The organism is Pseudomonas sp. PSB11, assembly GCF_014596605.1.
Taxonomy (GTDB): Bacteria; Pseudomonadota; Gammaproteobacteria; order Pseudomonadales; family Pseudomonadaceae; genus Aquipseudomonas; species Aquipseudomonas umsongensis.
Genome location: NZ_NOIO01000007.1, coordinates 132,251 through 155,837, shown reverse-complemented (window position 1 = coordinate 155,837; position 23,587 = coordinate 132,251). Strand labels below are relative to the sequence as shown.

Here is a 23,587-nt window from a genome sequence, read left to right as displayed (position 1 = left end):
TTCCATGTCCGTCACCGCCACCCCCGCCAGCCTCGCGCCGGACCATCACTCCCAGTTCATCGACCTGCTGCAATCGAGCCTGGATCAGAACGCCTTCATCAAGCTGGTGCTGGCCAAGTACGCTGGCGATGAAGCGGACTTGCAGCGCATCATCATCAAGCCGGTGACGGTCAAGGCGCAGGCTTGCCTGTCCTTCGTCTATCGGTACAAGACCCGCGACATCACCAAGAACCTGCCATTGGCCGAAAGTGTGGCCCTCATCAAAGACTTGTTGCCGGCATCGTTCAAGAATGCGCATTTGTTGTCATTGACGGATGAAGCCCAGCTCGAATACAGCAAAAAGGGCAAATCTTCGCTGTTCAAGAGCAAACCCCAGCAATTGCGTGAAGTGCCATCCGCCGGGCACAACCGTGAGAAAAACCGCTTTCTCGATTTGAACCGACCCTTTCTCGCCGACTTGGGCGTCACCAACAAGCAGCATGAATTAATCCCTGCGATGTCGCGCAAGTGGAAGCAGATCAACAAGTTCATCGAAGTTTTCAGCCATGCGCTGACCTCGTCGCCACTGGCCCTGGATAGCCCGGTTCGCGTGGCCGACTTCGGCTCCGGCAAGGGTTACCTGACGTTTGCGATCCATGACTATCTGCGCAACACCCTGAAGGCCGAGGCGCAAGTGACGGGTGTCGAGTTGCGTGAAGACATGGTCAGCCTGTGCAACGCCGCCGCGGCAAAGCTCGAGCACCCGGGGCTGGTCTTCAAGTGCGGTGATGTACGCAGCGTGGCACCGAGCGAGCTGGATGTGATGATCGCGCTGCATGCCTGCGACATCGCCACGGATTATGCGATTCACACCGGCATTCGTTCCGGTGCCTCGATCATCATGTGTTCGCCGTGCTGTCACAAACAGATTCGCCTGCAAATCCAGAGCCCGGCATTGCTCAAGCCGATGCTGCAGTACGGCTTGCACCTGGGACAGCAGGCGGAAATGGTCACCGACAGCTTGCGTGCGCTGTTCCTCGAAGCCTGCGGTTACGAGACCAAGGTGTTCGAGTTCATCTCGCTGGACCACACCAACAAGAACAAGATGATCCTGGCGGTCAAGCGTGCCGAACCGGGTGATCCGGCCCAGCTGTTGGCGAAGATCCAGGAACTCAAGGCGTTCTACCACATCACCGAGCATTGCCTGGAAACCCTGTTGCGGGCTGACGGTTACCTCTGAAAGCCGTTCGATTTACGCCGTGGCAATGCGTGCGGGCTTGACCGCCGTCTTGCATCCCAGCACGACGGTCAGGATCACCCCGCCAGCAAACAACCACGTAATCGGTTCGACGTGTTCGCCAAAGAACAGCGCGGAAAAGCCGATGGTGAAGAAAATCTGCAGCAACTGGATCTGGCTGACCCGGGCAATGCCACCGATGGCCAGCCCGGCATACCAGGCAAAGAACCCGATGAATTGCGAAAACAGCGAGACGTAGCCGAAGGCCCACCAGGTCTTGGACGAAATCTCGCCCTGGTGTTGCAACCCAAGGTACAGCACCGGCCCGATCAATAGCGGGGTCGACAGCACCAGTGCCCAGCAGATCACTTGCCAGCCGCCCATTTCCTTGGCCAACCGGCCACCTTCGGCGTACCCCAGGCCGCCGACCGCAATTGCGCCGAGCATCAACAGGTCGCCCGCCTGAATGCTGCCGGCCCCGCTGATCAGTGCGTAACCGAGCACCAGCGCACTGCCCAGCGCGGCGCAGGCCCAGAAGGCTTTCGACGGGCGTTCGTGGGACAACCACGCGGCGTACAGCGCCACACACAGTGGCTGCAAGCCATTGACCAGCGCGCCATGGGACGCCGGCAAGGTTTGCATGGCCCAGGCCGATAGGTCTGGAAAACCGAGGATCACCCCGGCAATCACCAGCGTCAGGCCTTTGACCTGCTTCCAGGTTGGCCATTTCTCGCGCCGCCACAACAACAGCAACGCCGCGGGAACAGCCGCGAACAGTGCCCGGCCGAGGCCATTAAGCAGTGGATGCATCTCTTGTACGACGATGCGCGTGAAGGGCAGGGTAAGGCTGAAGATCACAACGCCGAGCAGGCCCAGGGCCATGCCGGTGTTTTCGCGGGTGGACATGATGGCAACCAGAATTTAATAGATGCTGTTATCTAGCCATAAACCCAAGGTAGCCGGCTGTTACAGCTAGGCGCAGAGTTATCCGTACAGTTGGGAGCGAAGCTCCCAACGTAGGAGCTGCCGCAGGCTGCGATCTTTTGATCTTGTTTTTAAGTCAATATCAAAAGATCGCAGCCTGCGGCAGCTCCTACCAAGTGATCGGCGTAGTAGCAGGTTATTACCCACCCCCACGGATAAGGACTACCTTGAATACTCCTGCTTGCCCATGCATTTCCCAGAGGAGTCCTCCCCATGGCCGCGAAAAAAATTCTGATGCTGGTCGGCGATTACGTCGAAGACTATGAAGTTATGGTGCCGTTCCAGGCCCTGCTGATGGTCGGTCACACGGTGCATGCCGTTTGCCCGGACAAGAGCGCCGGCCAAACCGTGCGCACCGCTATCCATGACTTCGAAGGCGACCAGACCTACAGCGAAAAACCCGGTCACCTGTTTGCCCTGAACTTCGATTTCGCCAAGGTCAATGCGGCGGATTACGACGCCGTGCTGATACCCGGAGGTCGTGCGCCAGAGTACTTGCGCCTGAATGAAAAAGTGTTGGAACTGGTGCGCGATTTCGACAAGGCCGGCAAGCCGATCGCCGCCGTGTGCCACGGAGCACAATTGTTGGCCGCCGCCGGGATTCTTGAGGGGCGTGAGTGCAGCGCTTACCCGGCCTGTGCACCAGAAGTGCGCCTGGCGGGCGGTACGTTTATCGATATCCCGGTGACGGACGGCCATGTTCAAGGCAATCTGGCGACGGCACCGGCCTGGCCTGCCCACCCGAGCTGGCTCGCCGGTTTTCTCGGCTTGCTGGGCACAAAAATCACGCTGTAACAAAGGACCCGTCCATGTGCGAGCTCTACGTCAAGGCCGATCCGATTCTCTACGAATCACGCTCCCGCTCGCTGCGCATTTGCGGGGTGGTCACCACCTTGCGGCTGGAGAATCAGTTCTGGGACATCCTCAGCGAAGTCGCCGAGAGCGACGGTATGACCACCAATCAGTTGATTGCCAAGCTGTATGAGGAAGTCATGGACTACCGTGGCGAGGTGGTCAATTTCGCCTCGTTCCTGCGGGTGAGTTGTACGCGATATTTGAGCCAGCGGCGGATTGCTCCTCCTCAGATGAGTGTGGTGCGAACGGCGTGAAAATCAAAAGATCGCAGCCTTCGGCAGCTCCTACAGGGATCGATGTAGGAGCTGCCGAAGGCTGCGATCTTTTGATCTTGTTGTTCCGGTGGTCTTTACTCTGAAGCGCGCAACCTCTCAATCGCCAAGGAGAAAAGAACATGTCCGGATGGTACGAAGTGAGCAAGAGCAGCAGCGGTCAGTTCAGGTTCGTTCTGAAGGCGGCGAACGCCGAAACCATTCTGACCAGCGAGTTGTACAGCACCCGCGCCGCGGCCGACAAAGGCATCGCGTCAGTCCAGGCCAACAGTCCGCTGGATGAGCGCTACGAGAAGAAAACTACCAAGGATGGCCATCCTTATTTCAACCTCAAGGCGGGCAACCACGAGATTATTGGCAGCAGCGAAGCCTATTCCTCTGCATCCGCGCTTGAGAAAGGCATCGCCAGTGTAAAGGCGAACGGCCCGACCAAGGTGATCAAGGACAAGACCTTGCCGGTGCTCTAACACTCAACACAAATCCCCTGTGTGAGCGAGCCTGCTCGCGAATGCGGTTTAACAGTCAGCAAGATGTTGACTGACACGCCGCCATCGCGAGCAGGCTTGCTCCCACAGGAAGAATGCATGCCATTGTGGGAGCGAGCCTGCTCGCGAAGGCATCAGCTCAAACCACTAAACTTCCACTGGAACCGCTAGCTTCGGGCTACCCAGCGCATGGGTCTTGGAATCAAAAAACCGCAACTCAACCCCAGTCCCCTCGAACAGCTTCGCGTAATGCCGCTTCTGGTGCTGGACGAACGCCTTGCTGCGCGGGTAAATCGAGATGGCCACACTCTTCGGTTTCGCCACGCGCAAGGCGTGCACGATGTGACTGTCCTGCTCGCCCAATGCATGCCCGAAAATGCACAACCCGCCGCCATGGCCGAGTAACTGCTCGTAGCAGAACGACAGGTAGTCGGAACTGCGGATGGTCTTGAGCTTGTCTGCGCTCGGCCCTTCATTGATGAACAACGGTACATCGTCAAGGGTCTTGATCGTGTTGTTGATGGCGAAATTGCCCAGCAACGTGCCTTCGGTCGACATCAATTTGCGCGCCGTGCCGTCCTGGTTGCGCACCAGGTGCAGACCGCCGTGCAAGTACAGCAAACGGGTTTTGTCGGTGGCGGTAACGCTCAGGTCGAAGGAAGGTTCTGCCCCCTGGAACAGATCGCTGATCGCTTCGGGATGCTGCTGGATCGCCCAGTAATTGAGCAAGTCGTAGTTAGTGGTGAACACCGTACGATAACGGCCCAGTTCCTCACCGATGGTCGCCAGGCTCGAGGCCTCGACCAACCGCCAAGGAATGTGGACGGCGTGCACGGTGTTGATCAGCGCTTCCTTGATCGCGTAGTAACGATTACGCGGTGCGGCAGAGCTGACGGCCAGGGCCTTGTTGACCCGGCTGGTGGTTTTCAAAGCGCTGAGCACCTGCTCGAAACTGCGTGTCTGCAGCGCATCGAACACACTCAACTCGGATGGGCTGAGGGGTTTTTCTTCGACGGTGCGGGCGTTTTCGAACAGCGAGTCGTAACCGAAGTCATCCCACACCGCACGGCTGGCCCCATTACCCACCAGCAAACCGTCGAACGCAGCGCCGCTGCGCAAGACGTTCCAGTCTTCAAGTTGGGCGTCGACATCCTGGAAATCGGTCATTGCGGTGCTCATCTCGAAGCAAAAGGTCTGATGGGCGGCGACTTTATCATGGTCGGGCACTGAGCCTGGTCTGCATCACTCAGATCATCGCGCCAATCGCGGCAGCCGTCAGTTGATGGACGAATCCACTCAGCGCCATCGCATAAGCACCGCCGACCGGCGCTGTTGTGGGACTTGCCGCAGAAGCTGCGCACGCCCAACACGTTCTGACGGTTACTGAAACCTGCAGCGCCTGCAGATAGCAATGCATTCCCCTGTGGGAGCGAGCCTGCTCGCGAAGACTGACTGACAATCAACATTGAACGCTCGGTAACTACTTCAACCCGCAGCCGCCAAAGACTTGGCCGGCATGGCCCCAAACTGAATCAACACCACCCCGCCGATCAGCAACACCGCCCCAGCCAATCGCGGCAGCGTGATGTGCCGCTCCACCAACCCAAACCACCCAAAGTGATCCAGCACCAGCGAGGCCACCACTTGCCCCGCCAGCGCCAACGCCATGAATCCCGAAGCGCCAAGCTTGGGCAGCAACACCAGCGCCAGTGAAATAAAACACACCCCAAATGCACCACCGGCCCACATCCACAGCGGCGCCTTGCCGATGAACGCCATCGATGGCAATGGCAAACGCATCGCCAGCATGATCGGCAGCAACACCAGGATGCTCACCATCAATGAAGCGAGGGTCGCCCACAATGGATGACCCAGGCCGCGCCCGAGATTGGCGTTGATCGCGCTCTGGAACGGCACCACCGCTCCGGCGAATGCAGCAAGGAGCAACAGACCCACCCAATGCAACGTACTCATTTTCATTCTCCAACAGGTTTTGCTGGACTCTAGAGCATTCGTCACGCAGATTTAAATTCCGTTTTACTATCTAGAACATGCATCAGATGAATGATCTGCGGCGCATCGATCTCAACCTGCTGGTAATCCTTGACGCCTTGCTCAACGAGCAACACGTGACTCGTGCGGCCGAGCGCCTGCACCTGAGCCAGCCTGCTGTCAGCCATGCCCTGGCACGCTTGCGCGATCTGCTCGGTGATCCGTTGCTGGTGCGCGCTGGCGCCAGCCTGGTGCCGACTCCTCGAGCGCTTGAGCTGATGGTGCCGCTGGGTGAAGTGTTGGCCCAGGTGCAATCGCTGCTGGCACCGAATGCCTTTGATCCGGCCACGGCCAAACGCACTTTTCGCCTGGCGATGTCTGATTACGGTGCCGCTATCCTCCTGCCGGGTCTGATCCGTACGCTGCGCCGCGAAGCGCCCGGCATCGACCTGCAGATCAGCCACGCCAGCCGTGAAGGCATGCTCGAAGGGGTGCTCAACGGTGATATCGATGCTGCCGCTGGGGTGTTTCCGGAAATGCCCAACGAATTGCGCAGCACGCCGTTGTTCGAAGAGCACTATGTCTGCCTGCTGGACCGCAACAGCCTGGCTGACGCGAGCGTGCTCGAGCTTCGCACCTATTTGAGCCACCCCCACGTCTTGCTGGAAATGCGTGGCAGCGGTACTCCGGAAATCGAGCGCGCCCTGACCCGCCTACGCGAGCGTCGCCGAATCGCCGTCAGCCTGCCGCACTGGAGCGTCGCCCCGCAATTGATCAGCGGCACCGACCTGATCCTCACGGTCGCCTCCCGTGCCTTGCGCGATATCGACGAGCAGTCATTGATTATCGTGCCGCCGCCGTTTGATATCCCGTCGTTCACCTTTGTCCTGGTCTGGCACAAACGCCGGGGCAGCGATCAGGCGTTGAAGTGGCTGAATGCGCAAATCGAGCGAGCCTCAGCTGATATAGACTGGCGCCCATTCACCCAAACAGCGCAAAAGGACTTCCCATGACCTCCTCCCTGCTAATGGCCGTTCTCGCCTCGGGCTTCATCTATGGCATCACGCCAGGGCCTGGGGTATTGGCGGTGTTCGGCATCGGCGCCGCCCACGGAAGGCGGGCGGGGGCGGGGTTTCTCTGCGGGCATTTGTTGGGCGACGTGGTCTGGTGCAGTACCGCATTGATAGCGATTGTCGGTGCGCGGGAAATCGGCAGCACTGCCTTCGATGTACTGGGCGTGCTCAGCGGGCTCTACCTGTTCTGGCTCGGCTGGCGCGCGGTGCGCGCGCGCCAGCGGGTAGGCGAGGCGCCGCAGGGGCCTGCGCGGCAACCATTCTGGCACGGCATTCTGTTCGGCCTGACCAATCCGAAAGCTTACCCGGTGGCAGTGGCCACCTTCACTGCGCTATTGTCCAGCCGGGCAGAATTGCTGACCTGGTCGATGTTGCCGTGGCTGATCGTCTTGAGCTTCGTCGGCGGCCTGCTGGCCTACGCTATCCTCATCGGCATCGTTGGCGCGCGGCGGGTGCGCACCTTGTATCAACGCCATGAACTGGCTATCACCCGGTTATGCGGGCTGATGTTCATCGGTTTCGCCATCAACGCCCTGGCGCATGCACTGCCGGGGCTGGTGACGAACAAAGCGTAACGCTGATTGAAGGGATACGTCGGTTGTGCCGTCGGCGCTCAGGCGCCTGACCGGTCAGGGAGGGTTTCCAATGGCTGCAATGTCCGGACAAAATTACGGCACCATGACCAGCACAAACTCCGCGCCGTTGGCGAGCTACATTGATCTGCTGCTGGACGCCGTTTGCGCGGTCGACAAACAAGGCCGCTTCGTATTTGTCAGCGCGGCGTGCGAGCGCATTTTCGGCTATACCCCCGACGAACTGATCGGCCAGCCAATGATCGACCTGGTGCACCCGGCCGATCGCCAGCGCACCCTCGACGCCGCGCGGGAAATCATGGGTGGCGAACCCAAGCTGAATTTCGAAAACCGCTACCTGCGCAAGGACGGCCGGGTGGTCAATATCCTGTGGTCGGCGCGTTGGTCGGAGGTCGATCAGCTGCGCATCGCCGTGGCCCGCGACATTACCGAGCGTAAGCTGGCCGAATCCCGACAAGCGGCGTTGTATGCGATTTCCGAAGCGGCACATGCCGCGGAAGACTTGCTGGCGTTGTTCAAGCGTATCCATCTGATCATCGGCGAATGGCTACCGGCGTTGAATTTTTCCGTGGCGCTGTACGACGAGCAGTGTGGACAGCTGAATTTTCCCTATCACGTCGACGACCACGAACCGCATCCCGAACAGCCCGGAACCATCACCGCACGCCTTTGCGCGGAGGTCGTCCACAGCGGCCTGCCGATCCTGCTGACGCCGGATCAGAGCGACCTGCCCTTGGAGTTCGAGTCGCTGGTGAGTGGGCAGCATTCGCCGTGCTGGCTGGGTGTACCGCTGAACTCGCAAAACGGCACGATTGGTGCCCTGATCGTCAAAACCAAGCCGGGCGATGAGCGCTACACCGAACAGGACAAGGAGTTGCTGCAATACGTTTGCGCACAAGTCGCGACGGCGATCGAGCGCAAGCAATTGCACACGCGCCTGCAGCACATGGCCCAGTACGACCAGTTGACCCAACTACCCAACCGCGAACTGCTACGGGACCGACTGAAGCTGGCCTTGGCGTCGGCGCTGCAAGAGCGCGGACGCATGGCCCTTTTGTACGTCGATCTGGACCGCTTCAAACAAGTCAACGACACCCACGGGCACGCGGTCGGCGACATGTTGCTGCAAACCGTGGCCAATCGGCTCAAGGGCTGCGTGCGTGAGACCGACACGGTGGCGCGTATTGGTGGTGACGAATTCGTGGTGTTGCTGCACAGCATCCACGCCTCGGGGGATGCCGACTGTGTGGCCGGGAAAATTCGCCAGGTACTGTCTGCGCCCATGCGCCTGGACGGACACAGCTTGCATATCCAGCCAAGCATCGGCGTCGCCCAATACCCCGAACACGGCACTGAAGAAAAGCAGCTGTTCAGGCACGCCGACGAGGCGATGTACAGCGCCAAGCGCGAGCAACACCTGCGGCTCATCTGAAATTATCGCCACCGTTCGTCGTGGCGATAGCAGCTTTTCTAAACCTTTTGATGGATGGAAATTCAGATTCTATGCGGGCAATGGCTCGCCGAGATCATCATCAAGAGGTAGAGAATCATGCCTAACTCAAGAAACTCGAGCTCGGGACACGCCAACGATCGAACGAAGACGTCTGAAGCCGGTCGTAAAGGTGGGAAAACCACGACCACGACTGTTGATAAAGACTCCACGAAGTCCGAGATGGGCCGCAAACCCGGCCAGAAATCCAAGTAATGGATGCAGGTGGTTCTGATTGAGAAGCGGGAGCGAAAGCTCCCGTTTGAATTTTTACTGAGGAGGGCGCGACCATGAACCCTATGGCCACCCGATTACGCAACTGCGGTCTAGCCGCGTTACTGGGCCTGTGTGTCAACAGTGCCTTCGCCCAGACGCCCACCGAATTCATCAACGATGCGTCGGCCAAAGGCATCGCTGACATCGAAGCCAGCCGACTGGCGCACCAGAAGTCCGAATCCAAGGAGGTCAAGGACTACACCATCGTTGTGATCAACGATCGCACGACCGCCAACCAGCACCTGGCCAAAATCGCCAAGCAACTGGATCTGCCGGTGGCACCGCGTGAAGAAGTGATGGAAAAAGCCAAGGCGCTGATGCCGCAAGTCATGGAAGGCGAGACCTTCGACCAGGCCTACGCGGCCAGTCAGGTCAAGACCACCCAGGAAGCCATCGAGCAGCTGGAGCAAACGGCCCAGACCACCGAGGTGCCGCAAATCAAGGCGTTCGCAGAAGAGACCCTGCCAAAGCTGCAGAATCACCTGCAAATGGCCAGGGCCTTGCAAGCCAGTCGCTAACGCTTCGCGTGCGCGGGTGACGTGCGGTCACCCGCGCACGGTCGATCAGCATTTATTCAGATCCTGTTTGCCTTTTTCCTGGACCACGGTGCCATCAATGGAAATGGTCTGGCCTTCGCCAAGGCTGCGGTAGTGCTTTCTCAAGGCTTCCAGCTCCTTGAGGTCCAGGGCTTCGAGCCCGAGCATCGCGTTCTGCGCTTCTTTCGTCACTCGCAGCAACTCATCGACCTTCAGGTGCAGAATGTCGGTGTCGCGGTTCTGTGTGTTCTGGATCAGGAACACCATCAGGAAGGTGATGATGGTGGTCGAGGTGTTGATGACCAGCTGCCAGGTATCGTTGAAACCGAAGATCGGCCCACTGAATCCCCACAGCAAAATCAGGATGATCGCCCCGAGGAATGTCGATGGGCTGCCGGTCCACAAAGCAAGTTTCTGTGCGATTTTTGCGAATTTCATGGCCGTTTTCCTTATAAGAGGGCGCTTGAATTTCAGACAGTGGCGGCGGGGTGAAAATTCGGCTTATTTCAGATCAAAAGATCGCAGCCTGCGGCAGCTCCTACGGGTTGATCCGATGTAGGAGCTGCCGCAGGCTGCGATCTTTTGATCTTGAAGTTTTGCCCATTGAAAGGCTCGCAATGTGTTGCTGGCGTTGTATGGTTACGATTGAAATTTTTTGCCCGTGCTGAAAAAAACAAATGCACCGACAGGAGAACGCAATGAGTTGGTCGGCCAAACAATACGTCGCTTTCGAAGATGAACGCACCCGTCCCGCCCGCGACCTGCTGGCCGCCATCCCGGTTGGGACAGTGCGCTCGGCCATCGACATCGGTTGTGGACCGGGAAACTCGACCGAGTTGCTGGTGGAGCGCTTCGCTGATGCCACGGTGCGAGGGCTGGACAGTTCCACCGACATGATCGAGGCTGCGCGCAAGCGCCTGCCACAGGTGCGCTTCGATGTCGCTGACATCGATACCTGGAATGACACTGGCCCATTCGATGTGATTTTTGCCAACGCGGTACTGCAGTGGGTGCCCGATCACGCAACGTTGCTGCCGGCGCTGGTGAGCAAGCTCGCACCCGGTGGCAGTTTGGCAATCCAGATGCCCGACAACCTCAATCAACCCTCACACCGCTTGATGCGCGAAGTCGCGGCGGACGGTCCCTGGGCGGGCAAACTTGCCGAAGTTGCCGGACAGAGAACCGAAATGGCCGATGCCAGCGTTTATTACTCGATGCTGAAAGCCTGTTGCACCCGCGTCGATGTCTGGCGCACCACGTACCATCATCTGCTGGCGGGCGGCGCGTCGGGGGTGGTGGAGTGGTTCAAGGGCAGCGGATTGCGGCCCTTCCTCGAACCGCTGGATGAGGCCGAACGCACGCAGTTTCTGCAGCAGTACCAGGCTGCAATTGCACAGGCCTATCCGGCATTGGCCGATGGTTCGGTATTGCTGCCGTTTCCGCGGTTGTTTCTGGTGGCGACTCGCTGATTCATCCATCAGCGCGGAACACTGACCAACATCATCAGGCGGCTGCTTTTGGGCCAGTGCCGGTTGCGCGGCGACCTCGGTATCTGAGGGGCCCCATTCGTTGACGAAAAACCGGCCACGCGGGCCGGTAGATAGATCGCTGCAATCAGCTTATCAACGTTGTTGCAATACCTTGAGTGCGGCCGAAGCCAGAAAACCCGAACGGCTTTTCTCTTCCGGGTGGTGCAGCACATACTCATCAATACGGTTGAGCAGGTAACCGGGCAGTGTGATGTTCAGCTTCTGGGCCTTGCCTAGATACTTGGTAACGTCGATGTCCACCAGTGCCCATGCGCACCCCGCGTACTTGGGATTGGCTGCGTGCAATGTCACTTTATTCGCAGGAGGAATGGGTGAACCGTCTTCGGCCAGAATCTCGAAATGGCCTTCAATGGCTTCTCGGGCCATCGCCATCGCATCATCCAGATCTTCCCCGGCGGAAAAACAGCCCGCAATGTCAGGGACTTCAACACCCCAGGCATGCTCCTCATCTCCCATTGAAATCGCAATCGGGTAAAGCATTGTCATTGTCCTCCGAGGACTCAGCGCAGCGTTAATCAGAGCAGCGCCTGTTGCAAAATACTAATGGCCGTTTTCTTGAGAAGATCTTTCTTCGGGTGAGGGACGGTCACCAGCCCCGGTTTGGTCGGATGCTTGAAGTGATGGTGGCTGCCTCTGATACGTACCAGATACCAGCCGTCCGCAACGAGTTGGCTAATCAAAAATCGGCTATTCACATCACCTCCTTGTGGTGAGCTTGTGGTTACTATACCCACTGATTTTTTTTAATCAACACTATAACCACCAAAGTCTTCCTGGCTCGGTGGGGCAGCGATAGGAATCGAGTCTAGGGGGCGATGCGAAAAAGCCTTGGACAACCCAAATGGATGTATTGCGAAGGTTTTCCGTCAGGCTTTCCAGCCGATGCTCCTGTGCTCTCTGGAAGGTCCTGAAACCTAGGCGAAAACGCTAGTGTAAGCAGAGCGGCTGGGGGCACTGCAGTGGCGACCCGCGGAAATGACAAGCTGGAATCTCACCAAACTCAAGGCATAAAAAAACCGGCCCTGTAGGCCGGTTTTATTCATACCTGCATCCCCCGTCTAAAAACAACGTGAGATAAAAATTCGATTGGAGCGGGTGAAGGGAATCGAACCCTCGTTATCAGCTTGGGAAGCTGGAGTAATGCCATTATACGACACCCGCTCAGAGCGGTGACTTTGTACCAGATGTGCGCGTGGAAATGAAGTTTTTCTTTGCGTTTGATGGCTTTAGCTCGGGTGAATTACGTCACAGACCGCGTGACGGTCATTCGCGGGCAAGCCTCGCTCCTGCAGTGGAGGGTGGGGCTTGCTCGCGATGACGCTACTTCACAGGGACAATGCATGGTGGTCCTGAACGTGGTGGAAACGCGGTCGGCTTTCGTGCTGTGCTGGCTTCAGGAACCCCAGCAGTGCATTGCGGCTGTCTCGGCAGGCGGCTTTGTGCTCCATGTCGAGAAAGTGGCCAGTGGCATCCAGGGTCGTGAAGGTGGCGTGTTGCACGTGGTCGGCGAACAACCGTGCGCCCTCGGCGGCGGTGTATTCGTCCCATTCGCCGTTCATGAACAGCACCGGTACGTTGATTTGCTGTGCCGCCTTGAAGAAGCACTGGCGGTCGCTGTGCAGCAAGTCGTTGATGTGGAAGTGCATCTGCCCGTATTCGTGATCGGCCAGGCTGCTGACGTGGCGGTAGTTGAAGCGCTTGAACAGCGTCGGCAAGTGCTTGCCGATGGTGCTGTTGACCAGGTTGCCGACCCGGTCGCCGTCGCGGCTGCCCAGGTAATCCACGCCGCGCTCGAGGTAATCGAGCATGTGCGCATTGATCTCCGGGGAGAACGAGCTGATCACGGCTTTTTCGATGCGCCGAGGCTGTTGGGCCAATGCGACCAGCGTCGCGGCGCCACCCCAGGAAAACGACAGCACGTGTTCGGCGGCGAAGTGGTCGATCAGTTCCAGGAGGATCTGCCCTTCGACTTCCTTGGTTAGCAATTTCTCATGCAGGTTGTGGGCTTTGGATTTGCCCGCGTAGGGCTGGTCGTAGCAGACGACATTGAACTGTGGGTGGAGGTTTTTCACGGTTTGTGCAAACGACGCAGTCGTGGCAAGCGAGCCGTTGACCAGAATAATGGTCTTTTCTGCGGCGTCTGCGCGATAGAACTCCGTGTAAACCCGATACTGACCCTGTATATCCAACACAGCGATTTCTGGCCTCATGTCATAAGACTCCTGGCAAGCGGGTATGCGCGCAAATGAGATTGCACGAGCTTTGTGACAGGTAGGCATACGCCTTGAAATTGTTAGCCCATGTCGATCCATGCAGCCCGGTCGACGGGTATTGTTATTGGCGGGCAGTCTGCCGGGTGAGGCCGGAACCCAGGGGTTCCTACCGGCAAAAAGTTTCTTGGATGTAATCCGTGACTCATCGGTCACATTTCGGCCGACGTCCTGATTCAAGCAGGCGTCACGTCATCGCGCAAGTGTCTTTGGTAAATTGTTCGACAACTTCTGCTGAGCGGTAGATTGCTTAGATCAATTCGATCTCATGGTTGCTCAAAGGGCGGTATTCGCCTGGTTTCAGCGCGTTGTCGAGCGTCAGCGGGCCCATGCGTTCGCGGTGCAGGCGCGTCACTTTGTTGTTGAAGTGACCGAACATGCGCTTGACCTGGTGATACCGGCCTTCGACGATGCTCAGGCGCGCGCTTTTGGGGCCCAGAAGCTCTAGCCCGGCGGGTAGGGTGGTGAGGTCTTCGAAGGCGAAATACAGCCCCTCGCGGAATTTGATCGCGTATTCGGGGCCGATGTCTTGCTCGGTTTCAACGTAGTAGACCTTCGCCAGTTTGGTCTGGGGCTGGGTCAGGCGTCGCGACCAACTGCCGTCATTGGTGATCAGCATCAGGCCGGTGGTGTTGAAGTCCAGGCGGCCGGCGATGTGCAGGTCATCCTTGTCCGGCTCCGCGATCAGGTCCAGTACGGTGCGGTGTTGGAGGTCGCGGGTGGCGCTGACACATCCGGCGGGTTTATGCAGCATGAAGTGACGCAGCGCCTTGCCGGCTTGCAGCACTTCGTCGTCGACTTCGACGCGGCTGAATTCGCGGACGTCGGCGTGGGGATCGCTGACGGTCTGGCCGTCGATCCTGACGCGTTTTTCCACCAGCAACAGGCGCACCTGCTTTCGGTTGAAGCAGGGCAGGTTGCTGAGAAAACGGTCGACGCGCATGACTTGAAGATCGGTGAGAAAAGGGCGGCGTATCTTACGTGATCGGCCGGGCCGTTGCTTGCAACTGCGCCTCGACCTCGGCGCAACGCGGGCACAGGCAGGCTGCGTTGCGCAGCTCTGCAGGCAGCGCCTGGAGCACCGCCGGATCGATGCTGACGCCGTAGCACCAGCACGCCCGGTCCGCGGTTCGCGGGTCGGCCAGGGTGCAATCGTTGGGTGCGCCGCAAGCGGGGCAGAGGTCAGGCTGGGACATAGGCAGGGTGTGGGAGCTCCACGCAGGTTCGGTTGCGGCCCGATTGTTTGGCCCGATACATCGCATGATCGGCCCGCGACAGCAGGGTGTGCAAGGTGTCATCGGGTTGCAGGCAGGTCAGGCCGATGCTGACGGTCAGTTGCAAGCGGTTGCCATTGTACGCATAGGGCTGGTGTTCCACATGCTGGCGTATTTTCTCGGCGATCACTTGACCCGCCTCTGCGTCGGTGTCCTTGAGCAGCACGATAAATTCCTCGCCGCCCCAGCGACTGACGATGTCGGAGTGGCGCAGGCAGCTTTCCAGGTCACGGGCGAAGCCGATCAGCACCTGATCGCCGGCCAGGTGGCCGTAGGTGTCGTTCAAGGCCTTGAAGTGGTCCAGGTCCAGCAGCAATGCCGTCAGCGGCCTGGGTTCGCGCTGGGCTTCTTGCATCGCTTGCGCGGCCAGCAGGTCGAAGCCGCGACGGTTGGGCAGCTCGGTCAGGCTGTCGAGCGTTGCCTGGGTCTGGATCTGGCTTTGGTAGCGTTTGATCACGCGGTTGAGCAGGGCCAGCACGGTCAATGTGACCACCAGGCAAATCAGCAAGTTGAGGTATAACGAGCGACGGATGTCGTTGAGGTCGCCGTCTTCGCGCTTATCGACGAACAGGTACCAGTTCAGCTCCGGGATGAACCGCACGTTGAGGAAATGCCCCTGGCCTTGGCCCGAGTATTCGTAGCTGCCGCTGTGGGGCTTGGGCAACTGGCTGAGCAGGTTTTTCATGCTGTCGAGTTCGGCCAGGGTCTGCCCGGCCAGGGCACCTTGCGGTCCGCCCTCGGCCCCGGTGAGCACCAGGCGGCCGAAGGTGTCGACGAAGTACACGCTGCGCTGGTAGCGCTGCTGGTATTTGTCGATCAGCTTGATCACCGCGTCGACCGTTAGCCCGACACCCGCGGCGCCGATGAAGCGGTTGTGGTAGTCGTAGACCTTGTAGTTGATGAAGACGGTCAGGTTGTCTTTGTTGGCGAGGTCCGGATCGACGTTGATCTCGTAGGGGTCTTTCATGTCACGGACACGAAAGTACCAGGCATCTCGGGGTTCGGTGGTCTTGACCTGCTTGAGCACGCCTTTGGCGTGGTAGTAGGTCAGGCTGGCGTCGGAAACGAAAAACGCCGTGTAGGCGCCGTAGTGGGTCATGACCTCGTTGAGGTAGCGGGTCATCTGACCGGTGTCGCGCTCGCCATTGACCACCCAGTCGCGCATGAAGGTGTCGCGGGACATCATTGAGGAAATCAGGATTGGCCTGACCAGGTCTTTCTGGATTTCCGAGTAGACGGTGTCCGAGGTCAGCGGCAGTTCGGTATTGACGATGTTGTCGCGGATCGACGCGCGCGAGGCGTAGTAACTGAGAAAGGAGGTGGCCAGGAAGCCTGCACCCAGCAACGCGACCAGCGTGAGGACCAACGATCGTTGGGAGTACAGCGGCGAGCGAAGCGGCATGGCAGTTCCATTGTCAGCTATCCGGTGGCGAGCATTCTAAGGACTGTCGGGGGAAATAGCTGCTCCATGTACGTCGCGAATGGTCGTTCCTGTGTTTTGACACAGATCGTTCTCACGCTCTGTGTGGGAATGCCTCAACGGACGCTCCGCGTTCGGCTCTGGATGGGACGCGGAGCGTCCCTGGCTGCATTCCCACGCAGAGCGTGGGAACGATCTCAGGTCCGGGATTGCAGGTAGGCACGCCAGCCGCCCAGGTGGCTGATATCCACCGCCCCTTCCAACCCATAGGCCTCACAGATAAACCCGCTTTCCCAGCGACCATCCGCCAGTTGCACCTTACCCAACCCCAACGGTGCCGGGATGCCGGTGAGGAACGAGCCCAGTTCGCTACTCGGCAGTTCCCAGACTTCCACGGCAATCGCCACGCCGCCGTCCTTGACCCGAACCATGCCCGGACGAAACGGCGGGCCACCGGCCAAGGCATACAGTTGGTAGTCGGGTGAGCTGAACGTACTTTCCACCAGGCGCGCACCGCGCTGTTTGAGCTGCCAGTTCAACGCCAGGCCATCCAGGTGCGCGCCACAGACCACCAGCCGCGCCCGGTCATTGCGCGCAACAGCCGTCGGTGCCGGTGCCGCCAATCCTTGCTGGCGCTGCAAGCCATCGGCCAGGCTCAACAGGTATTGATCGGTGAACGCCCGTCCGAACAGGGTCACGCCCCAGGGCAAACCGTTGTCCATGAACCCGCTGGGCACGGCGATGGCGGCGTAGTCGAGCAGGTTCATGAAGTTGGTGTAGTAACCCAGTTCGCTGTTGCGCTGGACCGGTTCGGCGTCGAGTTCCGCCAGTGTGACCGGGCGGCCAATGGTCGGCGTGACTACGCAATCGAGGCCATCGAGTGCCTTGTCGCACAAGGCTTTCAGTGCTTGCAGGCGATACTGTGCGCGGAAGGTTTGCACGCCGTTGACCGCCGGCGCCTTGGCCAATACGGCGCGGATCACCGGCAACACGGCTTGCGGATTTTCTTCCATCAGCTCGCCGGCCACGCTGTAGCGCTCGGCCACCCAAGGGCCTTCGTAGAGCAAGCGCGCCGCTTCGAGGAACGGCGACAGATCCAACTCCACGGCCTGGCCGCCCAAAGCCTTGAGTTGCTCGACGGCGTCGGCGAACAACAACGGGCCTTCAGCGCAGCCGAAAAATGCCAGGTCTTGCGCCCGGGGCACACCGAAACGGAAGGCACGCATTGCACCGAACGCCGAGCCGTCATTCCACGACGGATTGCTGCGGCTGTACTCGTCCCGGGGGTCGAGTCTGGCGGTCAATGCAAGCAACTGACTGGCCTCCCGGGCGGTTGCGGTGAACGTCGTCACGCAATCGAGGGTGCGACAGGCCGGCACCACGCCGGCGGTGGAAATCAGGCCCTTGGTGGCTTTCATCCCGACCAGATTGTTCAACGCCGCCGGCACGCGCCCGGAGCCCGCCGTGTCGGTGCCCAGGGAAAAACTCGCCACACCGAGCGCCACCGCCAGTGAAGAACCGGCGCTGGAACCACCCGACGGATACTCCGGCAACACACTGTTGGGGCATGCTCCATAGGGCGAGCGAGTGCCGTTAAGGCCGGTGGCAAACTGATCGAGGTTGGTCTTGCCCAGGGGAACTGCGCCCAACGCCAGCAGTTGCTCGACGATGGTCGCCGAACGTTGCGGTACGTAGGCGAATGCCGGACAGGCCGCCGTGGTCGGTATGCCCGCCAGGTCGATGTTGTCCTTGATCGCGAACGGCACGCCGTACAGCGGCAGGCTGTCGATGTCGCGGCCGTCGAGGGCGGCGAGGTAGGGCTCCAGTTCTTCGGCGCTGAGCAAATGGATGAACAGGTGATAGTCCGGGTTCAGTGCCGCCGCTTTGTCACGAAGGCCCGGCAGCAGTTGCCGGGGCGTGGTGCTGCCATCGCGGTAGGCGTTGCGCAGGGCGTCGAGTTGCAGATTGATGTTCATGGTATTTGTCCTTTCGAAATGGCTTCAGTCGAGTTCCAGCACCACGACGCGTTGTCCGGCACGCACCGCCGAACCTGGCTGCACGCGAATCTCACGCACCACGCCGGCCACCGGCGCGAGCAGCGGGATTTCCATCTTCATCGACTCCAGGATCACCAGCACGTCTCCGGCCTCGACGCGATTGCCAGCCTGCACCTGAACCTGCCAGAGGTTGCCGGCGATATGGCTGTCGATGCTCTGCTGACCGTTGGCCAGAGGCGCGTCTTCGGTCACCTCCGGGGCCAATTCCTCGCTGTCGAAATGTGCCTGGCCGCTGGCGATCCAGCGTTCGCGTTCGGCATTGAATGCGCCTTTTTGCTGATCGCGAAACGCGTTGATGCCTTGGGCCTCCTGCGCCAGGAAGGCCTGGTAATCGGCGAGGTTCAGCTGACTGTGCTCGATGTCCAGGGGGAAGCGTCCGAGGGGGAAGTCCCGGCGAATGCGCAGCAGTTCATCGGCGCTGACCGGGTAGAAACGGATCTGGTCGAAGAAGCGCAGCAGCCATGGCTTGCCATCGAAGGCGGCGACTTCGCGGTAGCGATTCCACATCTGCAGCGTACGCCCGACGAACTGATAACCACCGGGGCCTTCCATGCCGTACACGCACATGTAGGCGCCACCGATGCCCACCGAATTTTCCGCGGTCCAGGTGCGGGCCGGGTTGTATTTGGTGGTCACCAGGCGATGGCGCGGATCGAGCGGAGTGGCGACCGGTGCGCCGAGGTACACATCGCCCAGGCCCATCACCAGGTAGCTGGCGTCGAACACCGTGCGCTGCACCTCATCGAGGTTCGGCAGGTCGTTGATGCGCCGGATGAACTCCAGGTTGCTCGGGCACCAGGGGGCGTCCTTGCGCACGGTGGTCATGTATTTCTCGATGGCCAGCTGACAGGCCGGGTCGTCCCAGGACAGCGGCAGATGGACGATGCGCGAGGGGACCTGCAGGTCCTTGGCGGCGCACACGGCGTCCCATTCGCCGGCAACGATGCCGAGCAAGTCGGCAAGCGGCAACTGCTCGGGTTGGTAGTGCACTTGCAGCGAGCGAATGCCCGGGGTCAGGTCGATCACGCCGTGCAGGTGTTTGCTTTCCAGGGCTTGCATGAGGGCGTGGGCGCGAAAGCGCAGGACGAGGTCGAGTTGGGGGGCGCCGATTTCCAGGAGCAGGTGTGTATCCCCCGACAGTCGCGCGACCAGCCGCGTATCCCCCTGGCCAATATCCAACACCACAGGCGACACAGCCCCCTGTGGGAGCGAGCCTGCTCGCGAAGAAGTTGATGCGGTGTCTGATCTGGCCCCTTCGCGAGCAGGCTCGCTCCCACAGGGGGTATTCCATTTCAAGGCGAGGTTGCGGGCAGTCTTGAGGTCGACCGGTTGGAACTGCACCTTGTCCCCAGCCTTGAGTTGCCCCAGCTGCCAGAGATCCGCCTCGATCACCGTCACCGGGCAGACGAATCCGCCCAGGCTCGGACCATCCGGGCCGAGGATCACCGGCATGTCGCCAGTGAAGTCCACTGAGCCGATCGCGTAGGGATTGTCGTGGATGTTCGACGGATGCAAGCCGGCTTCACCGCCGTCGGCGCGCACCCATTGCGGTTTCGGCCCGATCAGCCGTACGCCGGTTCGGCTGGAGTTGAAATGCACTTCCCACTGGGTCGCGAAGAAGGTGCCGATGTAGTTTTCAGTGAAGTATTCCGGTGCCCCATGGGGGCCGTAGATCACGCGTATTTGGCGTACGGCAGGCAACTCGGCGATTTCAGGCAGTTGCGCACCGACGCTCCGGTCGTTCAACGCCAGCACATGCAGCACATCACCCGCCCGCAATGCACGACCGCCATGCCCGCCAAACTGGCCGAGGGTGAAGGTACTCTTGCTGCCCAGGTAATCCGGAACCTGCAAGCCGCCGCGCACGCACAGATAGCTGCGCGCGCCAGCACCGGCAATCGTCCCGAGGCTCAACGTGGCACCGGCTGGCACCAACATTGCCGTGTTCATCGGCACGGTTTCGCCGTTCAACGTCAGCGCAATCACCGCGCCCGTGACGGCAACGACCGCGTCGCAATTGAAGCGTAGCAAGGGCCCGCTCATGGTGATTTCCAGCGCTGCGGCGCCTGCATCGTTGCCCAGCAGAAGGTTACCCAAGCGCAGCGCACGACTGTCCATCGGCCCCGATGGCGGCACGCCTACCGCCCAATAGCCGAGGCGACCGGGATAGTCCTGGACGCTGGTCTGGGTGCCGGCGCTGAGCACTTCGAAGGTGTTGGCCTGATACGCCAGGGCTTCCAGGCAACGGGTCCAGGGCTGACCGCTGGCGAAGGGCGCATCGAGCAGGATCTGCCTCAGGTAGTCCCGGTTGGTTTGCACCCCGTAGAGCAGGCTTTCGCCCAAGGCCTGATGCAGATCGGCTGCGGCTTGCTCACGGGTCGGGGCCCAACTGATGACCTTGGCGATCATCGGATCGAAGTAGGGTGGGATCTCGCAACCGGCCTCGACCCAGGTGTCGATGCGCAGTTCTACGCCGTTGGCCGGCGGAAAGTGCACCGCCGTCAGCAAACCCGGACTCGGTTGAAAGTCCCGCCCTGGATCTTCCGCATACAACCGTGCCTGAATCGCATGACCCTGCGCTTTCAAACCCTGGCTCAACGCGCTCAACGGCGGCAGGTCACCCGCTGCCAGTTGCACCATCCAGCGCACCAGGTCGACGCCCCAGACTTGCTCGGTGACGCCGTGTTCCACCTGCAAGCGGGTGTTCACTTCAAGGAAGTAGAAACGCTGGGCATCGCTGTCAAACACGAATTCGACCGTGCCGGCGCTGCGGTAATTCACCGCCTTGGCCAGTTTGATCGCCGCCGCGCACAGTTCATCGGCCATACCCTCTGGCAGGTTCGGTGCCGGGGTTTCTTCGAGGACTTTCTGGTTGCGCCGCTGCACCGAGCAGTCGCGCACGCCGAGGGCAATCACCTCGCCACGGCCGTCACCGAACACCTGCACTTCCAGATGTCGGGCGCGCTGGATGTACTTCTCGATGAACACCCCGGCGTCGCTGAAATTGTTCTGCCCCAGACGCTTGACCGCTTCGAAGGATTCGCTCAATTCGGCCGCGCTGCGGCACACGCGCATGCCGATGCCACCACCGCCGGCGGTGCTCTTGAGCATGACCGGATAGCCGACTTGCGCGCCGGCGATCAGTGCCGCATCGAGGCTGTCGAGCAGTTCGGTGCCTTCGAGCATCGGCACGCCGTGTTGTTTGGCCAGGGCGCGGGCGGTGTGCTTGAGGCCGAACACGCGCAACTGCTCCGGGGTCGGGCCGATGAAGGCAATGTCGGCGGCCTCGCAGGCTTCAGCGAACGCAGCGTTTTCCGAGAGAAAACCATAGCCTGGATGGATTGCGGTGGCGCCGGTGGCCTTGGCGATGGCGAGGATTTTTTCCACTGCCAGGTAGGTGCCGGCGGCGGCACCCTCACCCAGGCTGTGGGCCTCGTCGGCTTGCAGGATGTGCAGGCTCGCGGCATCGGCTTCGCAATACACGGCAACGCCTGCCACTTGCAGTTCGCGCAAGGTGCGCAGGATGCGGCAGGCAATGGCGCCACGGTTGGCGATCAGGACTTTTTTGAACATGGCATAACCCCTGGAGGGGTGCGGGCCGTCCCGCAGTTTTTCGATGAGCGCCAGGGTCGTCCCCGACGGAAAAATCAGTTTTTCTTCAAAACACCGCTGAACCCTTGTGGGAGCGGGCTTGCTCGCGAACGCGGTGTATCAGTTGGCATTGATGTTTCTGACACACCGCATTCGCGAGCAAGCCCGCTCCCACATTTGGATTTGTGGCGGGCTTATTTTTTGAGGCACTGCCCTGAGCGGGCCTGGCACAGGGCAAACAACCAGCGGCGCAAACGACTCAGTTCCATACCAGCACCTGCGCAGGAGTCGGGTTATAGGCATTGCACGGGTTGTTCAGTTGCGGGCAATTGGAGATCAGCACGATCACGTCCATCTCGGCGCGCAGGTCGACGTATTTGCCCGGTGCGGAAATCCCGTCCTCGAAGGTCAGCCCGCCGTCCGCCGTGACCGGTACGTTCATGAAGAAATTGATGTTCGGCCCGATGTCGCCTTTACCCAGGCGCCCGTCGTGGACGCAGGCACGCAGGTAGTTGTCGCGGCAACTGTGCATGTAGCGTTTTTCCAGGGCGTAGCGCACGGTGTTGCTCTCTTGCGCGCAGGCACCACCGAGCGTGTCGTGGCGGCCGCAGGTGTCGGCGATGATCGTCAGCATCGGCTTGCCGAGGTTGGAATACAGCACGCTACCGGTGCTCAGGTACACGCTGTTCTGGCGGCGCAACGTGCGCTGCACGTCGTAGCGCTCCCTGGGATTGGCGACGCTGTAGAACAGGGTGTCGACGGCCTGATTGCCTTCCAGATCGAGGATGCGCAGGGTCTGGCCGGCCTTGACCTCCATCAGCCAGGGTTCGCCGGCGGGGATGGTGGCGCGGTAGACCGCAGTTTCGGGTTGCCTGCTTGTAGTAACGTCGGCAGTGGCGATTGCGAGTGACATGGCAGCGATCCTCAGGCGAACAGACGGTCGGTGTTGATGAAGCCGCGCTCGTTTTCCGGGCGCGAGGTGCGGCAGTGTTCGGCGACGCTGGGGTCGGCGTTCATCCAGCTGAGCTTCAGTGGTTTGGGGGCATATTCCGGCGTCGGGTCCATCGGGTGCTGCAGGGCGGTGAGCACCACCAGGGTGTCCATCGGTGCGTATAACTCGATGTAGTCGCCAGCTTTGGAATTGCCTTCAACGAAGTGAAAGCGCCCGGCGTCATCGACGTTCACCCGGCTGAACAGGTTGAGGGTCATCAGCAGGTCGGACAGGCCCAGCCCCCACTTGCCCAGCTCCACCAGCAGGTTGTCGGTGCCGTTGCGGAAGAAGCCGTTGCGCAGTTCCTGATAGCGGCCCTGGCCGTATTTTTCGGCCACTTCTTCAGCGCAGAGCACGCCGCCGAGGCTGTCGCTCCAGCCGCAGGTGTCAGCGGTGATTGCGGCCAATATGCGGCCCATGTCCGAGTACAGGCAATGGCCGGCGGTGAGCTTGGCGGTGTGTTGGCATTTGAGGCTGTCGGGCAGGTTCAGGCGTTCGGTTTTTTCGTTGGCGTTGAGCAGCGTCAGGCTCACGTTGGCACCGCCGCGCAGGTCGGTCAGGCGCAGCAGTTGGCCGCGCTTGAGCACGAAGGAGCGATGGCCGCCGCCGGGCAGCATTTCTTCGGCGAAGGGCGGGAACAGTCGGGTCGAATCAGTCATTGTG

24 protein-coding genes and 1 tRNA gene are annotated in these 23,587 nt (G+C 60.3%); 10 read left to right on the top strand and 15 right to left on the bottom strand.

Translation table 11 applies throughout. The annotated features are described in order from the left end of the window. Nucleotides 1–4 precede the first annotated feature (4 nt). On the top strand, nt 5–1,219 hold the full coding sequence (locus tag CGA21_RS11495) for a class I SAM-dependent methyltransferase (protein WP_188264232.1): 1,215 nt from the start codon (nt 5–7) through the stop codon (nt 1,217–1,219). A gap of 12 nt (nt 1,220–1,231) precedes the next feature. On the opposite strand, the gene CGA21_RS11490 is transcribed toward CGA21_RS11495, so the two are convergent. Then, entirely contained in the window at nt 1,232–2,122 is an 891-nt protein-coding gene (locus tag CGA21_RS11490; RefSeq protein WP_188264231.1) for a DMT family transporter, read from the bottom strand. Nucleotides 2,123–2,413: 291 nt separating this feature from the next. On the opposite strand from CGA21_RS11490, the gene CGA21_RS11485 reads away from it, so the two are divergent. The 3 genes from CGA21_RS11485 (at nt 2,414) to CGA21_RS11475 (ending at nt 3,794) form a co-directional block, all read left to right on the top strand. After that, complete coding sequence (locus CGA21_RS11485; protein WP_020798383.1) at nt 2,414–2,995, top strand: DJ-1/PfpI family protein; 582 nt, start codon at nt 2,414–2,416, stop codon at nt 2,993–2,995. A 14-nt stretch (nt 2,996–3,009) separates the two neighbouring features. After that, nucleotides 3,010–3,309, top strand: a complete 300-nt coding sequence (locus tag CGA21_RS11480) for a ribbon-helix-helix domain-containing protein (RefSeq protein ID WP_188264230.1) — start codon at nt 3,010–3,012, stop codon at nt 3,307–3,309. Between the two features lie 140 nt (nt 3,310–3,449). Then, on the top strand, nt 3,450–3,794 hold the full coding sequence (locus tag CGA21_RS11475; protein ID WP_110749004.1) for a YegP family protein: 345 nt from the start codon (nt 3,450–3,452) through the stop codon (nt 3,792–3,794). A gap of 165 nt (nt 3,795–3,959) precedes the next feature. Here the strand turns inward: CGA21_RS11475 and CGA21_RS11470 are convergent, their stop codons facing one another. Beyond that, complete coding sequence (locus CGA21_RS11470; protein ID WP_110749006.1) at nt 3,960–4,979, bottom strand: DUF4917 family protein; 1,020 nt, start codon at nt 4,977–4,979, stop codon at nt 3,960–3,962. 318 nt (nt 4,980–5,297) lie between these two features. Next, nucleotides 5,298–5,786, bottom strand: coding sequence for a DMT family transporter (locus tag CGA21_RS11465; RefSeq protein ID WP_110749007.1), 489 nt, complete (start codon nt 5,784–5,786; stop codon nt 5,298–5,300). 77 nt (nt 5,787–5,863) lie between these two features. Between CGA21_RS11465 and CGA21_RS11460 the strand changes: the two genes are divergently transcribed. The 5 genes from CGA21_RS11460 (at nt 5,864) to CGA21_RS11445 (ending at nt 9,753) form a co-directional block, all read left to right on the top strand. After that, nucleotides 5,864–6,817: a LysR family transcriptional regulator gene (locus CGA21_RS11460; RefSeq protein WP_110749009.1), complete on the top strand. Its 954-nt coding sequence runs from the start codon at nt 5,864–5,866 to the stop codon at nt 6,815–6,817. Continuing rightward, entirely contained in the window at nt 6,814–7,452 is a 639-nt protein-coding gene (locus CGA21_RS11455; RefSeq protein WP_188264229.1) for a LysE family translocator, read from the top strand. Before CGA21_RS11460 ends, CGA21_RS11455 begins: the two co-directional genes overlap by 4 nt. A 103-nt stretch (nt 7,453–7,555) precedes the next feature. Then, nucleotides 7,556–8,902, top strand: coding sequence for a sensor domain-containing diguanylate cyclase (locus CGA21_RS11450; RefSeq protein WP_188264255.1), 1,347 nt, complete (start codon nt 7,556–7,558; stop codon nt 8,900–8,902). A gap of 117 nt (nt 8,903–9,019) precedes the next feature. Continuing rightward, on the top strand, nt 9,020–9,175 hold the full coding sequence (locus CGA21_RS29940) for a stress protein (RefSeq protein WP_080725380.1): 156 nt from the start codon (nt 9,020–9,022) through the stop codon (nt 9,173–9,175). Between the two features lie 74 nt (nt 9,176–9,249). Then, on the top strand, nt 9,250–9,753 hold the full coding sequence (locus CGA21_RS11445; RefSeq protein ID WP_110749011.1) for a DUF4142 domain-containing protein: 504 nt from the start codon (nt 9,250–9,252) through the stop codon (nt 9,751–9,753). 45 nt (nt 9,754–9,798) lie between these two features. On the opposite strand, the gene CGA21_RS11440 is transcribed toward CGA21_RS11445, so the two are convergent. Further along, complete coding sequence (locus tag CGA21_RS11440) at nt 9,799–10,209, bottom strand: low affinity iron permease family protein (RefSeq protein ID WP_020798397.1); 411 nt, start codon at nt 10,207–10,209, stop codon at nt 9,799–9,801. Between the two features lie 260 nt (nt 10,210–10,469). Here CGA21_RS11440 and tam point away from each other — a divergent pair, with 260 nt between their 5' ends. Further along, nucleotides 10,470–11,240: a trans-aconitate 2-methyltransferase gene (gene tam / locus CGA21_RS11435; RefSeq protein ID WP_188264228.1), complete on the top strand. Its 771-nt coding sequence runs from the start codon at nt 10,470–10,472 to the stop codon at nt 11,238–11,240. Between the two features lie 153 nt (nt 11,241–11,393). Here tam and CGA21_RS11430 read toward each other — a convergent pair whose 3' ends face one another. The 11 genes from CGA21_RS11430 to CGA21_RS11380 all read right to left on the bottom strand — a co-directional run bounded on the left by CGA21_RS11430 (nt 11,394) and on the right by CGA21_RS11380 (nt 23,583). Continuing rightward, nucleotides 11,394–11,801, bottom strand: a complete 408-nt coding sequence (locus CGA21_RS11430; RefSeq protein ID WP_110749014.1) for a type II toxin-antitoxin system HicB family antitoxin — start codon at nt 11,799–11,801, stop codon at nt 11,394–11,396. Nucleotides 11,802–11,836: 35 nt separating this feature from the next. Beyond that, nucleotides 11,837–12,016 carry a type II toxin-antitoxin system HicA family toxin gene (locus CGA21_RS11425; protein ID WP_077184214.1) on the bottom strand — a complete coding sequence of 60 codons (180 nt, stop codon included), beginning with the start codon at nt 12,014–12,016 and terminating at the stop codon, nt 11,837–11,839. A gap of 392 nt (nt 12,017–12,408) precedes the next feature. After that, nucleotides 12,409–12,482, bottom strand: a tRNA-Gly gene (locus CGA21_RS11420). Nucleotides 12,483–12,646: 164 nt separating this feature from the next. After that, on the bottom strand, nt 12,647–13,531 hold the full coding sequence (locus CGA21_RS11415) for an alpha/beta fold hydrolase (protein WP_188264227.1): 885 nt from the start codon (nt 13,529–13,531) through the stop codon (nt 12,647–12,649). 310 nt (nt 13,532–13,841) lie between these two features. Beyond that, nucleotides 13,842–14,534: a pseudouridine synthase gene (locus CGA21_RS11410; RefSeq protein ID WP_188264226.1), complete on the bottom strand. Its 693-nt coding sequence runs from the start codon at nt 14,532–14,534 to the stop codon at nt 13,842–13,844. Between the two features lie 34 nt (nt 14,535–14,568). Further along, complete coding sequence (locus tag CGA21_RS11405) at nt 14,569–14,787, bottom strand: cysteine-rich CWC family protein (RefSeq protein ID WP_188264225.1); 219 nt, start codon at nt 14,785–14,787, stop codon at nt 14,569–14,571. Then, nucleotides 14,774–16,267 (bottom strand): sensor domain-containing diguanylate cyclase, encoded by a 1,494-nt coding sequence (locus CGA21_RS11400; RefSeq protein WP_188264224.1) that lies wholly within the window; start codon nt 16,265–16,267, stop codon nt 14,774–14,776. The genes CGA21_RS11405 and CGA21_RS11400 overlap by 14 nt, the downstream gene beginning before the upstream one ends. A 215-nt stretch (nt 16,268–16,482) precedes the next feature. Further along, nucleotides 16,483–18,261, bottom strand: a complete 1,779-nt coding sequence (atzF, locus tag CGA21_RS11395; RefSeq protein ID WP_188264223.1) for an allophanate hydrolase — start codon at nt 18,259–18,261, stop codon at nt 16,483–16,485. Between the two features lie 24 nt (nt 18,262–18,285). Continuing rightward, nucleotides 18,286–21,915: an urea carboxylase gene (gene uca / locus CGA21_RS11390; RefSeq protein WP_188264222.1), complete on the bottom strand. Its 3,630-nt coding sequence runs from the start codon at nt 21,913–21,915 to the stop codon at nt 18,286–18,288. Between the two features lie 277 nt (nt 21,916–22,192). Beyond that, entirely contained in the window at nt 22,193–22,846 is a 654-nt protein-coding gene (locus CGA21_RS11385) for an urea amidolyase associated protein UAAP2 (RefSeq protein ID WP_033039025.1), read from the bottom strand. A gap of 11 nt (nt 22,847–22,857) precedes the next feature. Continuing rightward, nucleotides 22,858–23,583 carry an urea amidolyase associated protein UAAP1 gene (locus tag CGA21_RS11380; protein WP_110749027.1) on the bottom strand — a complete coding sequence of 242 codons (726 nt, stop codon included), beginning with the start codon at nt 23,581–23,583 and terminating at the stop codon, nt 22,858–22,860. Nucleotides 23,584–23,587: the final 4 nt, after the last annotated feature.